The organism is Myroides sp. LJL116 (assembly GCF_054871685.1).
On the sequence record NZ_JBTXLR010000026.1, the window covers coordinates 1 to 16377 of the forward strand.

Annotated in this window: 14 protein-coding genes; 4 read left to right on the top strand and 10 right to left on the bottom strand. The window is 31.8% G+C overall.

From position 1 onward, the window contains the following. The 3 genes from ACYSNM_RS13075 to ACYSNM_RS13085 all read right to left on the bottom strand — a co-directional run. A partial coding sequence (locus ACYSNM_RS13075; RefSeq protein WP_461757320.1) for a collagen-like domain-containing protein occupies positions 1–1679 on the bottom strand: 1679 nt, incomplete at its 3' end. Positions 1680–2609: 930 nt separating this feature from the next. Then, positions 2610–3260 (bottom strand): response regulator, encoded by a 651-nt coding sequence (locus ACYSNM_RS13080; RefSeq protein ID WP_461757321.1) that lies wholly within the window; start codon positions 3258–3260, stop codon positions 2610–2612. Between the two features lie 26 nt (positions 3261–3286). After that, complete coding sequence (locus ACYSNM_RS13085; RefSeq protein ID WP_461757322.1) at positions 3287–5011, bottom strand: sensor histidine kinase; 1725 nt, start codon at positions 5009–5011, stop codon at positions 3287–3289. A gap of 240 nt (positions 5012–5251) precedes the next feature. On the opposite strand from ACYSNM_RS13085, the gene ACYSNM_RS13090 reads away from it, so the two are divergent. Continuing rightward, positions 5252–6835 carry a helix-turn-helix domain-containing protein gene (locus ACYSNM_RS13090; protein WP_461757323.1) on the top strand — a complete coding sequence of 528 codons (1584 nt, stop codon included), beginning with the start codon at positions 5252–5254 and terminating at the stop codon, positions 6833–6835. A gap of 109 nt (positions 6836–6944) precedes the next feature. Here the strand turns inward: ACYSNM_RS13090 and ACYSNM_RS13095 are convergent, their stop codons facing one another. From ACYSNM_RS13095 to ACYSNM_RS13105, 3 genes are all read right to left on the bottom strand, one after another. After that, positions 6945–8096 (bottom strand): immunity 26/phosphotriesterase HocA family protein, encoded by a 1152-nt coding sequence (locus tag ACYSNM_RS13095; RefSeq protein WP_461757324.1) that lies wholly within the window; start codon positions 8094–8096, stop codon positions 6945–6947. A gap of 153 nt (positions 8097–8249) precedes the next feature. Further along, the gene (locus ACYSNM_RS13100) at positions 8250–8795 is read right to left on the bottom strand and encodes a hypothetical protein (protein WP_461757325.1); all 546 of its coding nucleotides are present in this window, start codon (positions 8793–8795) and stop codon (positions 8250–8252) included. 164 nt (positions 8796–8959) lie between these two features. Further along, a complete protein-coding gene (locus tag ACYSNM_RS13105; protein WP_461757326.1) occupies positions 8960–9859 on the bottom strand; it encodes a LysR family transcriptional regulator in 900 nt (299 codons plus the stop codon). Between the two features lie 154 nt (positions 9860–10013). On the opposite strand from ACYSNM_RS13105, the gene ACYSNM_RS13110 reads away from it, so the two are divergent. Further along, positions 10014–10619 (top strand): NAD(P)H-dependent oxidoreductase, encoded by a 606-nt coding sequence (locus ACYSNM_RS13110; protein WP_461757327.1) that lies wholly within the window; start codon positions 10014–10016, stop codon positions 10617–10619. A gap of 224 nt (positions 10620–10843) precedes the next feature. On the opposite strand, the gene ACYSNM_RS13115 is transcribed toward ACYSNM_RS13110, so the two are convergent. From ACYSNM_RS13115 to ACYSNM_RS13125, 3 genes are all read right to left on the bottom strand, one after another. Then, positions 10844–11425 carry an SMI1/KNR4 family protein gene (locus ACYSNM_RS13115; protein ID WP_461757328.1) on the bottom strand — a complete coding sequence of 194 codons (582 nt, stop codon included), beginning with the start codon at positions 11423–11425 and terminating at the stop codon, positions 10844–10846. Between the two features lie 251 nt (positions 11426–11676). Beyond that, complete coding sequence (locus ACYSNM_RS13120) at positions 11677–12606, bottom strand: alpha/beta hydrolase (RefSeq protein WP_461757329.1); 930 nt, start codon at positions 12604–12606, stop codon at positions 11677–11679. Positions 12607–12848: 242 nt separating this feature from the next. Further along, a complete protein-coding gene (locus ACYSNM_RS13125; RefSeq protein WP_461757330.1) occupies positions 12849–13574 on the bottom strand; it encodes a lysostaphin resistance A-like protein in 726 nt (241 codons plus the stop codon). Positions 13575–14037: 463 nt separating this feature from the next. On the opposite strand from ACYSNM_RS13125, the gene ACYSNM_RS13130 reads away from it, so the two are divergent. Together ACYSNM_RS13130 and ACYSNM_RS13135 are read left to right on the top strand one after the other, a co-directional pair. Continuing rightward, the gene (locus ACYSNM_RS13130) at positions 14038–14325 is read left to right on the top strand and encodes a putative quinol monooxygenase (protein ID WP_461757331.1); all 288 of its coding nucleotides are present in this window, start codon (positions 14038–14040) and stop codon (positions 14323–14325) included. 5 nt (positions 14326–14330) lie between these two features. Further along, on the top strand, positions 14331–15317 hold the full coding sequence (locus ACYSNM_RS13135; protein WP_461757332.1) for an aldo/keto reductase: 987 nt from the start codon (positions 14331–14333) through the stop codon (positions 15315–15317). 236 nt (positions 15318–15553) lie between these two features. Here the strand turns inward: ACYSNM_RS13135 and ACYSNM_RS13140 are convergent, their stop codons facing one another. Then, positions 15554–16057, bottom strand: coding sequence for a helix-turn-helix transcriptional regulator (locus ACYSNM_RS13140; protein ID WP_461757333.1), 504 nt, complete (start codon positions 16055–16057; stop codon positions 15554–15556). Between the last annotated feature and the right edge of the window lie 320 nt (positions 16058–16377).

Sequence of the window (16377 nt, forward strand, 5' to 3'; positions counted from 1 at the left end):
GATTGCCAGATTTCTAAAGCAGACTTTCCTTCGTCTCCCTTAGCTCCGATTAAACTTAATAACCACTCTGCTTCACTTCCGGTGAAACCATTATCAACAGCTACCTCATATGCAGATTTCCCATCTACTCCATCTTTACCTGTGATTTCTGCAATGAAGTCTGCTCCATCTTTACCGTCATTTCCAGGTAGAGATTGCCATACTTCTAAGGCTGATTTTCCTTCTGCTCCCTGATCTCCTTTGTCTCCTTTTGCAGCGATATTAGTATCAACACCATCAATCCACCAGTTTCCATTTGAACCTACCTCTGGAGTTGAACCATCTTTTCCATCTTTTCCATCTTTACCAGTTATTGCTGCTATGAAGTCAGCTCCATCTTTACCATCATTCCCAGGTAGTGATTGCCAGATTTCTAAAGCAGACTTTCCTTCGTCTCCCTTAGCTCCGATTAAACTTAATAACCACTCTGCTTCACTTCCGGTGAAACCATTATCAACAGCTACCTCATATGCAGATTTCCCATCTACTCCATCTTTACCTGTGATTTCTGCAATGAAGTCTGCTCCATCTTTACCGTCATTTCCAGGTAGAGATTGCCATACTTCTAAGGCTGATTTTCCTTCTGCTCCCTGATCTCCTTTGTCTCCTTTTACAGCGATATTAGTATCAACACCATCAATCCACCAGTTTCCATTTGAACCTACCTCTGGAGTTGAACCATCTTTTCCATCTTTACCAGTTATTGCTGCTATGAAGTCAGCTCCATCTTTACCATCATTCCCAGGTAGTGATTGCCAGATTTCTAAAGCGGATTTTCCTTCTGCTCCTCTATCACCAATTAAACTTAATAACCACTCTGCCTCACTTCCAATAAATCCATTATCAACAGCTACCTCGTAAGCAGATTTTCCATCTTCACCATGATTACCATCTTCACCATGATTCCCATCTATACCACGGTTACCATCTTTACCTGTGATAGCTTCAATAAAAGCTACTCCATCTTTACCATCATTTCCAGGTAGTGATTGCCAGATTTCTAAAGCTGATTTTCCTTCTGCTCCTCTAGCTCCATGAGAACCTTGAGCAACAATAAAAGTATCTACTCCATTAATCCACCAATTACCATTTGGACCAATTTCTGGAGTTATACCATCGGCTCCTTTTAATCCAGCTAATAAATTAATTTTGAAAGTTTCACCTAATTCATTAGTATAAGTAATGGTTCCATCTCCGTTATCCACTAAACTGGTAGGTAAGTTTAAATCTCTAAGCGGTATTTTAACTGTATTACCATCAGAGTCTTCTAAAACAAGATCTTTATTTAATACTTTTAGAGAAGTATTTGTAGTATTTTTATTTGAGGATAGAACGTCTAACTCATTAATCATTCTCATCCATCTATCTTGGTACCAATAATAATACCCTGGAGTAATATCATTTTCTGTATTAGTATTAAAAACTAAAAGACTGTTTTCGTACTTGTTATTTAAAGCATTTGCAACAGTGGTCACATCCTTGGTTGACTTTAATGAAACTCTAGGAATCAAAATTCCCTTAGCATCAGATACAACATCTAACTGAGATGATTTATTTGGTGCTAATGTCCCAATACCCACCTGACTGTAGGCGCTCCAAGCCCCAACAAAAAAAGCCGCAGCAAGTAATCTTTTTTTCATATTAATCGTTGTTAAAGTTAATTCTACACTTTCAAGCAAAAGCAAGCAGATGGATGTTTAACAAACAAATAAAACAGAATAAAACCCTTTACTAAAAACAAGTAACTCTTCATTCTGTTTACAAATCTGTTGGTATTGCTTATAGGTACTTTTTACATAATTTTATTAAACAAATAACCTACTTTTAGCAAAATACCTTTGTAGTACTACTTCATATCGGATGTAGAACTTGACCTACAAAAAAATCATACGAAAAATCAAAAAAACCTTAAAAAAAGAGATATACATCAAGTAAATAGCCAAAAACAAGTACTTTATAAATTACATTAAGAATCCTAAGGACTATAAGCAGGAGACTATTCTTTAATAGTTCTACAAAAAATCAACGTTTTTGTCAAAAATGAAGTAAAAGCCTTCCAAATCAGATAAAATATCCTCACTACTATGCAAGCAATAAAAACATGAAAATTAAATTTTACTTAACTTCAAATCAAGAATAATAATAAAGGTTATAGGGAAGATAATTATGGCATTTTATGAAATGACCTAGAAGGGTATAATACTAAAAAAACATTAAATATTTAGTGGTATAAATCAAAGGCAATAATGCTATTTCTAAGAAAATGCTGTAAAACTCAAACAAGATACCTTATAGCAAATTACACAGGTAGTAAAATAAACTGGGTTAGGCTTTAGAGAAAACCTAACCCAACCATGAAAAAAAAAATAAAAACCTTCTTATAACACCCGTACTAGCAAAAAAATGTCATAAGGTTCTACAGTGAACTTCAAATTAACAAACACTTCTTTTTTTCTATATCTTACTTTCTAAAAGACACTACTTTCACAATCTTTATTTAAGGTAATATGCACCAACTCTATTTGAAATAAGCCACAGAACTGTCTTGTTTCTTATAAAAGGTTTTAAAACTAATAAGCCATTTTATATACCTTTAGTAACTGAATTAATCCAGTAATACTACTAATTTCTAACTTCTCAAAAATTCTAGTTTTATAGGTGCTTACAGTAGATTTCTGCAAATCTAAAGCTATACAGATCTCAGTATTACCATAACCTTGAGAAAATAACCTAGCAATTTCAAACTCTCGATTAGACAATTTTTCAATCGGATTACTAGGAGTTTTAAAAATAAAACTGTCGTTGATTTTATCTTGTATATTTTTACTATAATATTTTCCAAAATTCATCATAGAGGCTATAGCGTTTTGAGTCTCTTCAAAAGTACTAAGCTTACTTAAATATCCATTTGCTCCAGCGGCAAGACATCGCAAAGCATAAATATCTTCTTCTTGACCGGAATAAATTAAAATTTTCAAACTTGGCTGAATAGCCTTTAAAACTGGAATGACTTCTAAAATATCTCCCGATTGAAAACATATATCTAATATTAATAAATCTATTTTGCTCGTTTCAAGTGTACTGTGTATCTTAGCGATATCATGGGTTTCGTAAACCACAGAATTTGCATATAAATCTTTTAAAATCAAAGACAAAGACCTAGTAATAATACTATGATCATCTGCTGTCATAAAGCAAAAATTATTGAATGTGTTTTCCATATACAACAAGGCTTTAAATTAAAAAACTACTTAGAACTAGCTTTGTCTATAAATAAGCTAAAAGTTACAATAGTTTGCTTATTTTTCTCACTCTCAATGGAGATTTCACCATCAAATAACTCCACAATTTCTTTACAAAGGTTTAAGCCTAAGCCAATACCGAGATGAGTGAATTTACACTCATTAACTCCTTGGTGAAAATTATCAAAAACATGTTGAAGATCTTCCTCACTTATACCTACACCATTATCTCGTATTTCAACTACTAATTTGAGTTTATTTTCCTCTATAGTATTTTGTTGATGTATAACAATTTCAATGATACCTTGATGTGTAAATTTGTTGGCATTACCCACAATATTGTAAAATAATTGATAGATTTTAACCACGTCAGAATCTACATAAAGATCTTCTTCAATGAAATTCTTTACTTTGAAATTATTTTTATTGGATTCAACAAAAGTACTTAAGGACTTTAAGATACCTTCTAACTCTGTTTTCAAATTAAAAACACTCCTATTTAAAATAGGCTTACTATGCTCATTCTTAGAATAATCTAAAATTTGATTAGATAAGAGTAATAAGGAGTTAGTAGTAAAGCTAACAGTCTCAATATATTCTTGTAACTCAGGAGAACTAACTTTCTTTCCAAATATTTTACTGTAAATAGATATGGTATTTAATGGAGAGCGTATTTCATGGCTAATCATACTAACAATTCTATTTTTAAACTTTAAACTATCTAGAGTTTTCTTCTGCTCTTTGATTAAACGCTTTTCATATTCAAAGGTTACAGTAGTTAAATAGATTAAACTAACAGATATGATAATCATTATGAGTATAACTCCTGCTAGACTAAAAACCCTTAATTTTTTATTTAAATCATACTGCTGGTAAAATTGCTTTCTTGCTTCACTAGTAAAGTTAAGTAGGGCTTGGTTATATTTTTTTAGTAACAAGCTACTGTAACTTAGAAGCTCACTGCTTCTATCTATAAATTTTTGATCTTGTATATTATAAAGATTAACTTTATTCTTAAACCGTGAAAATTCATCTTGATAATAGTCATTGGCCTTATCCAAAATTAAAGTAAGCTGCTCATCGATACTACCTGTGGTAATAGAGCCACCTTGCTTTAAAGTCAATACTGTATTTAGTTGTTCCTTTTGTATGTCTACTTTCCCAGATAAAGCTCTTCCTAACCTAGAAAGTAAACCTTTGCGTTGTACACTATCTACCACTAGATAACTTTCCACTTGAATACTATCTACAATATCAGAATATTTAAACTTATCTAATTTTAAAATATTGATAGCGTTTTTTTGCAAAGGAGCAATACGTATATTTCTTAAAGAATCCAAAGTGAAGGATACTTGCTCTAAGTATAAAGGAGAATCATTTGTCTTGGTTAAGTAAAAACTAAATAATTTACTTTTATCTGCTATTTTAAATAAGTTCTCAATGCTAGCATTCAAAACATCTAAATTATCATTATAATCATTTAGGTATTCTATTTCTTTGGTGTGAATATATTTTTGTAAGTTTTTTTGAGCATTTAAATAATTTTCTTGTGTTAGGTCACTAAAATAACTGGCTTGTTCTGAGATATACATATCCGCTTCTAAATCCTCTAGTTTGGAAGCGTAAAAAATCTCATTATATATAATTACTCCCAATAATAATTGTAGGAAAACAATACTTATTAATAAACCATAATGAAGTCTTTTTCTAGTTTTAAATTTAATTCGCATAGTGTAAGGGAGGATGTGTTTTCACAAAATTAGGAAATAGGGTGTGAAAAATTGGATTAAAAAACACCATATAAAGCCTATTTACGGTAAAAAGATAGGCTAGATAACTACTTTTTTACCGTAAACAATAAGTTAATTTTTATTTACGCATTGATTTTTTTACCTATTAATTGTGTTTTTTAACCATTTTAATTCAAAGAACTTGACTATTTTTGCAATGATTATAAAGCTTACCCAAATATGTTTAGATACATTTATTATATATTATTTTTTTTACTTTTTTCAGCTAATGTATTTCCTCAAAACTATTTGCAACAAATAGATAGATTATATAATGATGTAACTATTGGCAAAACAAAGACACAAGAGCTTGTAAAAACTCTTGAAGAAATGCAGTACATATTGGAAAATGAGACCTTAGCTGACACAGATAAACTAAAGGTATATTTAATCATAACAAATTTGTACCGACTACAGGGCAATAGTCAAGCTACCTTACAAACAGCGCAAAAAGCCTATAATTTTGCCTCTAAAAACAAACAATACCTTTGGGCTGCACGTTTTTTGGGGTATATGTCTACCGTGTATAGAAGCTCCAATATGATCCACCTAGGGCAACAAAAATTACAAGAAGCAATAAATACAGCATCTCTTGCACCTAATTCAGAAGAGTTAAATAAGTTTTATGCTAATGTCTACCATGAGATGGCTTACTATAAAGTATCTAACCACGATATCAAAAGTTCCATCGAAGATATTAAGCTAAGTAATTCCTATATAGAAAAAATGGAATCCGCCAATAAAGACTTTTTATTAGCTTCTAACTATCAATATCTAGGAAATCTTTATAATAAAACCCAGCAAATAGATTCCGCCTTTTTTTATTCTAATAAGGCCTTAACTCTATTAGATGGGTATGATAATATTAATGTAAAAACATTAAAGAACTATATATTAACTCAAATTGGCTATTCCTACTTGCAGGAAAATCAATATGAACTAGCATATAATACATTATACAAAGTTTGGAAAGACCCTACTCAATTCAAAACCAACGATTTAAATAAAGAGCTATATACCTATTTAGGAGATTATTATCTTTATAAAAAAGATATAGATAGCTTGCGCATTTTTAAGCAAAAGTTAGATAGTATTAATACAATAATCTATCATACCAATAAAGACACTATTGAGTCGGTTACTTCAGGATTAGATCAAGAAAACAACCAGCTTAAAAAAGGAATAATAGCTAATAAATGGTATTATATCTCAAGCCTATTTTTAATAAGCTGTCTTTTCGTAGGCCTATTTGTAAGGAAAAAGCACCTTACGAGAAACAATTCTATCTTAAAGGATAACGCCAATGAATTAAAAACTAGTACTTCCCCTGAAATACTCGAGTCACCACAGGTAATAGAAGAGAAGAAAAACCTAAAAACAGAGGAAATAAATATCGCTAAAGAAACGGAGAAAAGGTTAATTTCTCAATTAGAAACTTTTGAAAAGGACAAATTATTCCTAGACAAAAACATGTCTATTAGTGTACTAGCAAATCACCTAAACACCAATGCAAAATACATCACTCATATACTTAACAAAGAATATAACCAAGACTTTTATACTTATATCAATACACTAAGAATAAAATTTATTGTCCAATTATTAAAAGAAGAACCTAAACATAGAGAATATAAAATAAGTTATTTGGCACATATCTGTGGTTTCTCTTCTCATAGTAAGTTCTCAGAGATATTTAAGAAGATACAAGGATCTTCTCCTTCTCAGTTCATTATTGAACTAACTAAAAGAAATGATTTACCTTAAATAGGAAAACCAAAGCACTACCTTTAATACTATGCAGTTTTCTCTTATTATCCAATATTCCAATGACTAAGAGGCCTTATAGCTTAAAATACTTAAGGTAATAGCTAGACTATTTTAACTGCGCTAAAGCCATATTTTGCTCATAACTCTTACTTGCATCTAAGCCAAAGAAAGAGAAAATTTCTTGTTTTATAGCCATATTATTGGGGTTGCGTAAATCGAATTCCCCTTGCCAGTTGTTCATATCATTCCAATAAGGATCGTTGCTATTGGCATCTATCGCCTTTTGTAAATAATCTATATCTAATCCAAAGCCCACCCCAATATTAGTGTAAGGATTATCCATCCCATTATCATCCCCATTACAAAGGTACTTATCCAACTTATCTACAGTAGTTTGCTTAAAAATAAGTCCATATTGCAAATAAACGCAATCACTATCTTTAGAATTTATACTTCTCCCATAAGAAATAAGCATATCTAATTCGCTTGCTTCTAAAGGTAAGTTTCCTATAATGGGATTTTGACCATAGAAAAAAACATTGTCCAAAATACTTTGAGAAGGTAATGCCTGACAAGAAGCTAACTCTTTAAGATCAACCATTGGAGTATCACTTATTTTATGGTACACTTTTACAATTAAAGCAGTACTCATAATATTGGTTAGTCCATAGTTCTTAGCCTTTTTAAACTCGGGATCTTTTTTCAAAGTCACTACATCAAGTAAGATTCTACCAAAGCCCCACTTTCTACGTCCTATTTTAAAGCTAAAAAAGTCTCCTTCTTTATATTTATAACGCTTACGAGTAGCTATTGAAAAAGCAGTAATCTGCTCTAACTCCTCTTTAGTAGTATCTTTTATCCAAGTTTCTAACCACTTTTGCAAAAAAACAATATCCTTATCTTCAAAGGACTCACTATAAAAAGTAGTCTGAGTAGAATAGTTTGCTATACACAAATAAGAAGAGGAGAATTTGAAATAAACTCCTTTATCACTAAAAGAGTTCATAGCTGTGTAATTAAGCTTTTTAGGCTTCCCTTTGGCTGTCTTAGGTAGTAGGATTGACCTATTTTGGCTAGTATGCTCTTGAAGCTCTTTCTCAAAATAGTAATCCTTATCTACTTTAATTTGCTTAACTATAGTATCCTTATCAAAATATAAATAAGAGTCATTTAAAAAAACTAGCTCCCAAGTATCTTGCACTGGTTGTAATCCCAGGTATTTTCGCTGCTCATTATTTAGTAAAAAAGGTATCTCCATGATAAGTAAAAGTATAGTTAAGTCCCTTGAAGTATTCAAGAAAAAACAATGCGCTAATCTAATATAAAAATAACGAGTACATTAAAAAACCTTATAATTATTGTGTCGCCTACAAAATAGATGGAGTCCATTATTTGGTTAAAATGGTGTATTCTATTTCTTTGTCTTTTGTAAAACAATGGTATCTATTTTCTTTTGAATGAGATTTATTCTCTCCAGCCAATAAGCAATACCTTCTAGATTAGTAACCCCTTGCTTTAGATAGTTTCTATTTACTGCTTGGAGTTTACCACCATGGCGCTGACCATCTTTTATTTTCTCTATTTTTGTGGTAGGTTCTATCCTAGAGCGCCAAAACTCTAACTCTTTAAAGTAGCCTTTTTGAATTTTTTTAAAATAAGCTAATAAAGCCTCTTTATCCCTGGGAATATATCCAGGTCCAGTACAGCCACAAGAAGAAAAAACAATTCCAACTTCATATAGATTTCTAAGGTGTTGCCAAGCTTTATCGTCCTTTTGCTTAGGGGATTCAAAATCTTTACCAAGATTGGCCATTTCGCCTTGGCACTGTGGACATACTGCTATAGAATCTTGTTTATTTCCCTTTCTTATATCATAATATAAGCGTCTTTTAAAGGTCTTTTGACAGGTAAAACAAGCAAAGTGATCTTTATAGGGAATCATTGCATACTTACACATATTCTCTTTTTTTAAGTGTTCAATAAATACCTTTTCTCTTTAAGTCCTTTTTACTTATTTCTATCCATGAGAAAGACAAAGGGTATTTCCTTTACAAAAGTAATGATCTGAAAAAGAAGTGTATCTCCCTATTTTCAGGGAAAATTACCTTTGTAGAAAAGATTTTATTTCCATTTTTGTTTTAGTAACGTCTCTAATTGGTTTATCTCGTTGGCATAAATTGTTTTTTTACGCTTTCCAAAATACAGGGTGTTTTCCAGTGGGGTACTTCCTTGCCAAACTACTTTGATGTCTTTACTTAGAACTGCTTCTTTACATAAGAAATCTGGTACTATAGCAAACCCTTCTCCTTGGCTAATACAGCGAATAATAGATCTAATATTAGGTACAATATAATTAGGTCTAAAATCAGGATGGGTTTTAAAGTGAGCAAGCCAAAAGTTTTTCAAATGTTCCATATCTGCAGCTGTACTATACCATAGCTTTTGTTTTAAAGCTTGTTCTAACTCTTCCCACTTAGATTCTTTTATTAGCTTTTGAATTTCAGTGGTATCCGTATTACTTCCTGCCACTAGTATAAGGCGTTCTTTAGAAAAGGCTTCATAACTAATATTGGGTTGATTGCCTTTTTGTGGGGTGATAATCAAATCCAGTAGTCCGTTATCTAAATCTTGTTGCATTTGAGGGTACTCCCCAAATTTAATAATCAAATTAAATGGCAAACTTGCTACATGTTCCTCTAAGGTATACTCAAAGGTTTCAAAACACATACCCACGCTAATAGTGATACGCTCTTGCTTGGAACGTTGGTGAAAATGCTGTTCTGCGTTTTCCAGCCTTTGCAAAGGATCCAAAACAGTATTGTACAGAATTTTTCCTTTTTCTGTAGGTATCATCTTTCTAGCAGAGCGGTCAAATAATTTAAATCCAGTATATCCCTCTAAAGAGTTTAAATGCAAACTAACTCCTGGTTGTGAAATAAACAACTCCTTAGCAGCACTTGAGAGGCTACCTGTCTCATAAATAGCCTTAAAGGTTCTGATCCATTCTAAATTCCAGCGCATAATTGTTGATTTTATTAAAATCAAAAGTAAAACTAATTATCTACCTTAACTACTATTATCTATCATTAAAATAATACAACACTATAATTTAAGTTATTTTTAGAATAGATAAATATTATAGACCTTTGCCCTATCATTCATTAAAATAATCAACATGAAAAATATATTTATAGTAAACGCAGGTCAAACCTTTGCTCACTCAGGTGGTTATTTCAATAAAACACTTACTACCTGGACACAGCAAACTTTAGAAGAGTTAGGTTATACCGTTCGCATTACTAATACCGATGACTCCTTTGATCCAGCTCTAGAGGTAGAGAACTATAAATGGGCAGATACCATTATCTACCATACCCCTATTTGGTGGTTCCAAGTTCCAAATAAATTAAAAAAATACATCGATGAAGTATTTACCTTAGGACACAACAACGGTATGTATGCTAGTGATGGAAGAAGCAGAAATAACCCAGAGATCAATTATGGAACAGGCGGATTAATGCAAGGAAAACACTATATGGTTACTACTTCATGGAATGCCCCAGAGACAGCTTTTACCCTACCTGGTGAATTCTTTGATCAGCATAGTGTAGACAAAGGAGTTCTATTTGGTTTCCATAAAATGAACCAGTTCTTATCTCTAGAGAAAATCGATGGTTTCCACTTCCATGATTTAGAGAAAAACGGTAGTCTAGAAAGATTACAAGCCTATGAAATAGAGTATAAACAGCACCTTAAAGAAAACTTTAAAAGCATCGTCTAAAACTCTGTTTTATTGTGGTGTTTTTAGCCCACTTAGATATATAATCTACTAAAAGTAAACTAAGAATTTCTATTGAAATTAGTAGATAAAAAGCAAAAGGCAGTAGTTTAAAAACTACTGCCTTTTTTGTATAACAAAATAATTCGTATCTATTTCTCTAGAAAACACAAGAATCCTGTTTTGTTTTTAAAGAAAAAGAAAGCCTATCTACTAAGAAAACTTTTTTAAAAATCCTCTGCAAAGGACTCCTCTTCTAAATCGTCCTCCTCTTGCTCATCCATAAAATCTTCTTCCTCTACAAGACCGCGGATAAAGGTTTCAAAATCTTTAGCTAAAAATGTCTTTCTATAATCATCTTCTTGATCTACATGTACTACTTCTGGTTCTCCATCTTTACCACATTTCTCATAGTCTAACATAACCATATCATGTCCTGCAGAAGGACAATCACAGATGTAAATTCCAGTGTCTGGATATCCCCACTCCTCTATCATAAACTGACTTCCTAACTCACCGCATAAAGAATAGGATTTGTCTTTTCCGATACCCATAATCCCAGTAATCGCGCAGTGATCATCCGACCAGGATGTTGCTTGTGTTGTGGCAAAACAACATTTCTTCACTAAGCCACCATTATGCATTTGCATTAATTCAATATAAGAGGCTGGTAGTTTATAACCAAGTTCTTTTTCTATGGATTCAATAATCTGCTCAGTTGGAAAGGGTTCTGTATACTCTTTTCTCGAGTAATCACAATCGTCCCAGAAATCTGTAAAATCAAAGTCGTGAAATATTTTGTGTTTCATATGGATTGGTATATTCTAAATTTTTCAAAGGTAAAAGTAGCATTTAATTCAATAAAAACAGGGTAAATATTTAGCTCAACAGCTGATTTTTTTAATACTTCTTTACGCCTAGCAAAATAAAATGTTAGCCACTATCTTGTCTAAATACAGCAAAAAACAAAGCTAATCTAATACATAGATTATGCTGTATCGAGCTAGCCATGACAACAGACCTTGCAAAGAAAAAAGGCATTTTAAGGATATAAAGGAGGTTATTTTACCCAGTTTTTTATATTTTCTATCAATAAACTTTGCTGATCCAAAAACACATTGTGAGAGCAGTCTTCCAAATATTTCACATTATTATCTGTCAGTAGCCTTCTAATGGTATTTATTTCACTTGGAGGAATGATCCCATCCTCTTGTCCATAAATTCCATATAATTTAATATTATTGGCTAAAATTGTCTTAACTGCATTTTCTAGATCTATCGATGTATAGCCTTGGTTTTTCCAAAAGCCCAAAGGAGACTTATAATCCGGGCTTTGAGAAAATAGCACATAATCACTATTCTTAGAAAGATCAGAATATAGGTTTTTAGCTTCAGGGGATAAGGAAGATGGACTATAAAAATTATTACCCATAGCATGCATTAAAATGTAAGAACTATACTCTAAGGAACTTGGATTCATATTTTCAATCATGGCTACATAATTCAAATTAACAACATCCTGTTTTTTTGTATAAATTTCTTTTAACGAGCCTAAAGTTTCCTTTAGCATATTTGGATAAGAAAAAGGAGCACTCAAGAAGATTATTGACTCTACTTTATCTGGGTATTCTTGGGCAAACTCACAAGCGATAACCCCTCCAAAACTATGGGCTAAAAGATTTATTTTTTCTATATTATACTTACTTAAGATAGATTCAATATCGGAGGAGCTTTCCTTAAAGGTATAGTTTGAGTTTAAATCCTTGGACCTTCCCTCCCCTTTTCTATCATAAACAATTACGAAAAATCCACTATCGGCCAATTTCTGGGCAGTAGAAGCTTCAAAACTTATACTATTAAATCCAGGGCCGCCATGCAAAAACAATATTGGAGGATTCTTCTCATTACCATATTGCTTAATATGCAATTGTTGGGCGTGTAAAACAGCAAAAGAAAAAGTGAAAATTATCAAAAATAAGCTTCGTATCATTATATTGATTTTATATAAGTTAAACTATATCCAATATAGCATAGAGTAAAATATGTAATTTATACAATTTTTAATAAATATAACACTTTAAATATTTCACTTCTAATAAAATTATGTGAGATAAAGAAAAGGTTTTCAGGTAGTTTACAAGACCAAAACTGTAAAAACAACAACGAGTTTAGTTCTACCTCAAAACAAGACTCGTTTAGCAATTACCTCATTAGATGCTGTCCTTATCGCTTTTACTTAATCATTGTGGATAAAGTCCCAAAAAAGTTACTAAAATTATGAGACAAAATAGCTAACAAAATACTGCGACTTTTTATAGTTATCCATCCCCAGATATATCCTGCAAAACCTGTTTGCAAAAAATATAATAGCTCAAAATCAATAGAATAATCCTCACTAAGAGTTAAGCCATGGGTAAATCCAAAAAGAATTGCTGTTAATAATACACTTGGATTGCCTAAGAACTTTATTCTATCTTTTAATGAAGTGGCCAGAAGTCCAAGTAAAACTCCACGGAACATAATTTCTTCATCAATCCCGGGAAGCGAAATTTGAAAAGCTAATGTTTCTATATTAAAGTCTGATTTGCCTAATATAAACCAAGCTATTGTGGAGAGTAAAACTATTGCTACTGCACCAAATAAAGCAGGTCTGAAGTTCTTCTTATTTTGCTTAAGGGTAAAGAAATCGTTTTCACGAAAATATTTTCTGAACAATAAATAAGCCAAAACTCCACAAATAATACCGTAAATTTTTCCATCCCAATTCCAGCTACTCTCTATAAAGTCAAAACTTGCATTGATCCTTGGAAGTACAAGGGCTACTTGGTAAACAACGAAAGTTATTGTAAAAATAAAAAGACGTTGAATATTAATCTTAGATCTTTCTCTTAACAATATAAAAGCGAAAGGGAGCAAGATTATCACTTGTAAAATGGCTTCAAATAAGATTTTAGTCATAATAAATTTCGGTTCTAATTTACTGGTATAACAAATATTATGTTTTTTAAAAGAAACAAAATACGATGAATTTTTCGTAAAATAATACCTATATCCATATTTGATAAAATTAAGGTATAAGAATTCTATTTTTTTGTTCGCTAAGCAATTAAAATGAGAATATTTGAGCGATAACAAAATTCACCATTTACAGATAAAGCTCTATAAATATGAATTACCAAACAATTCCCCAAAAACAGTACACTAGGACTTGTAGATTAAAATAACTCCATGGATCTAGAAATCTTTTTTAATACCATCTTTTATCCAAGACATAATTATTATGATACTTACCTATAATATAACTTATTTTTATAATAAAAGTTAATGATAGAACTTTGCCCTAACAATCACCAAAGTAGTTTACCATCACAACAAAAGAACAATTTCTTATAATATAAACTCAATTAAACACAGATTAATTATGAAACTATATCTAACAGCAGTCATTAAAGCAAAAACGCCATTCCGCCAAGAAGTGCAAAGTGTACTTGCAAATATGGTACAAGAAACTAGAAAAGAAAAAGGGTGTATACAATATGACTTACATCAAGAGATAAATGATCCAAACACTTTTATATTTTATGAAATATGGGCAGATCAAAAAGCACTAGATAGCCATAATGAGCAATCCTATATAAAAGAATTTGTCGCACTTATAGACACTAAATTACAAGAACAACCAAGTATATATTTAACACACAAAATATAATTGCAATGGAATACAGAAAATTAGCAAATACCGACTTAGAACTATCCGCTATCACCTATGGGGCTTTTGCCATTGGTGGAACTATGTGGGGAGGTAATGAGCAAAAAGACTCCATCGACTCAGTAAAAGCATCTATAGACCATGGTGTAACCACATTAGATACAGCTCCTTTCTATGGTTTTGGATTAAGTGAACAAATGATTGGGCAAGCTATCAAAGGATATGACAGAAGTAAGATTCAATTACTAAGTAAATTCGGATTAGTTTGGGATGGTAGTAACCAGGGAAAAGGAGAATACTTCTTTGATGCTCAAGAAGCGGGGAAAACCTATCCAATATACAAATATGCCTCTAAAGCAAATGTAATCAAAGAGGTAGAAGAAAGTTTAAAAAGATTACAAACGGATTACATTGACTTATTACAAATCCACTGGCCAGATAATACAACGCCAATTTCTGAGACAATGGAGGCTTTAGATATTCTAATTCAACAAGGAAAAATACGCGCTGCTGGAGTTAGCAACTACAGCTTAGATCAAGTCAAAGAAGCACGTGAGATTTTGAATATTGCAAGTAATCAAGTAGCTTATAGTATGCTGAATAGGGAAATAGAACAAGATTTAGTACCTTATGCTTTAGAAAATGATTTGGGTATTATTGTCTATAGTCCTATGGAAAGAGGCTTACTAACTGGAAAATATTTTAATGAGAGTAAACTAAAAGATAATGATCACAGAAATGGATACTTCCAACAATTTGATCTAGCCAAGGTAGAAGCATTTTTAAAGGCAATCCAACCTATTGCACATGAAAAAGACGCTACTCTTGCTCAATTAGTATTAAGATGGACAAGCCTACAACCTGCCATTTCTGTTGTCTTAGCAGGTGCTCGTAATGCAAAGCAAGCCGTTTCTAATGCCAAGGCCATGGACCTTGTATTATCTGAGGATGAAATCCAATTTATCCATACAGAATTAAACAGGATTAAGTAAAATAAAACAGACTACCTCATCGATTATATCAGTGAGGTAGTCTGTTTTTATTTACTATCCTATAGGGTATTTTCGCTTGATGTCATATATAATGACTTATGGCTTATATCTTTTTACTGCATCAACAATATCCTCCTTTATGAACTCCCAATATTTCCCCTTAAACCAATCGGATCAAAATCATCATCTGTAAATTCAAAATTGATAAAGTTGTTCAGTATTATAATACACCATAATTAATCTGTATTTTGATTCAATCTGTATATGGTATAAGGAAGAGTAATTTTAGCATCTTGCAAAACTTGTTTTACTTTTTCAATACCATAAAAACGAATGATCTCATTTTTATCCTCTTCATTTCCACGCTCAAAAACACGTTGAATAACAGCTTTGTACTGTCGTTCCCAATCTATATGCTGTACATCCGTATCCCAAAACAAAGCTTTACTAAGAATATGTAGATCAGGGGTTATTTTAATTTCTTTTTCTTTGATTTTTTGGATCTCATAATATGCTTGCAATATCACCAAAGTACCTTCTTCTAAACCAAGTACTCTTTCAATCTTCAATGCCAATGCAGTGCTAATTCCCCTTTTTCCTTTGGTTATTGCATTAAAGGTTTGAGGATGCTCCTGTAAAGACAAAGCAAAAGGACGTTGTTTGATAGAACGTTTTTTTAATTCTCTATCAAGCACTATACCTGGATGTATTCCTTTATATTTCTGAAATGGACTAATCATAGTACAAATATAAACATTTTTGCTTACATATTTATTCTATTACTTGAAAATTTATCGAGAAATAAAAACTTAATGAACTAACAAGATAAACACCAAGTTGAGCATTTTGTAAATGGTAGAGATGGAAAGAACTTTCAATCTTAAAAGAAGTACGTGACACTTTGAATATTGCAAGTAATCAAGTAGCTTATAGTTGTAATCGGTAAATAAGAATACACAATTTTTGGCAATTAGAAATGCAGCATTTTTGGCAACAAGACTGCACAACTTTTGCAAGAATAATTACATAGTTCATCTTTTGGGGCTTACGCCCCAAAAGA

Bases quoted from the DNA above. Each gene is read 5' to 3' on its own strand.
- ACYSNM_RS13080 (WP_461757321.1), bottom strand. From the start codon at position 3,260: ATGGAAAACACATTCAATAATTTTTGCTTTATGACAGCAGATGATCAT.
- ACYSNM_RS13085 (WP_461757322.1), bottom strand. From the start codon at position 5,011: ATGCGAATTAAATTTAAAACTAGAAAAAGACTTCATTATGGTTTATTA.
- ACYSNM_RS13090 (WP_461757323.1), top strand. From the start codon at position 5,252: ATGTTTAGATACATTTATTATATATTATTTTTTTTACTTTTTTCAGCT.
- ACYSNM_RS13095 (WP_461757324.1), bottom strand. From the start codon at position 8,096: ATGGAGATACCTTTTTTACTAAATAATGAGCAGCGAAAATACCTGGGA.
- ACYSNM_RS13100 (WP_461757325.1), bottom strand. From the start codon at position 8,795: ATGTGTAAGTATGCAATGATTCCCTATAAAGATCACTTTGCTTGTTTT.
- ACYSNM_RS13105 (WP_461757326.1), bottom strand. From the start codon at position 9,859: ATGCGCTGGAATTTAGAATGGATCAGAACCTTTAAGGCTATTTATGAG.
- ACYSNM_RS13110 (WP_461757327.1), top strand. From the start codon at position 10,014: ATGAAAAATATATTTATAGTAAACGCAGGTCAAACCTTTGCTCACTCA.
- ACYSNM_RS13115 (WP_461757328.1), bottom strand. From the start codon at position 11,425: ATGAAACACAAAATATTTCACGACTTTGATTTTACAGATTTCTGGGAC.
- ACYSNM_RS13120 (WP_461757329.1), bottom strand. From the start codon at position 12,606: ATGATACGAAGCTTATTTTTGATAATTTTCACTTTTTCTTTTGCTGTT.
- ACYSNM_RS13125 (WP_461757330.1), bottom strand. From the start codon at position 13,574: ATGACTAAAATCTTATTTGAAGCCATTTTACAAGTGATAATCTTGCTC.
- ACYSNM_RS13130 (WP_461757331.1), top strand. From the start codon at position 14,038: ATGAAACTATATCTAACAGCAGTCATTAAAGCAAAAACGCCATTCCGC.
- ACYSNM_RS13135 (WP_461757332.1), top strand. From the start codon at position 14,331: ATGGAATACAGAAAATTAGCAAATACCGACTTAGAACTATCCGCTATC.
- ACYSNM_RS13140 (WP_461757333.1), bottom strand. From the start codon at position 16,057: ATGATTAGTCCATTTCAGAAATATAAAGGAATACATCCAGGTATAGTG.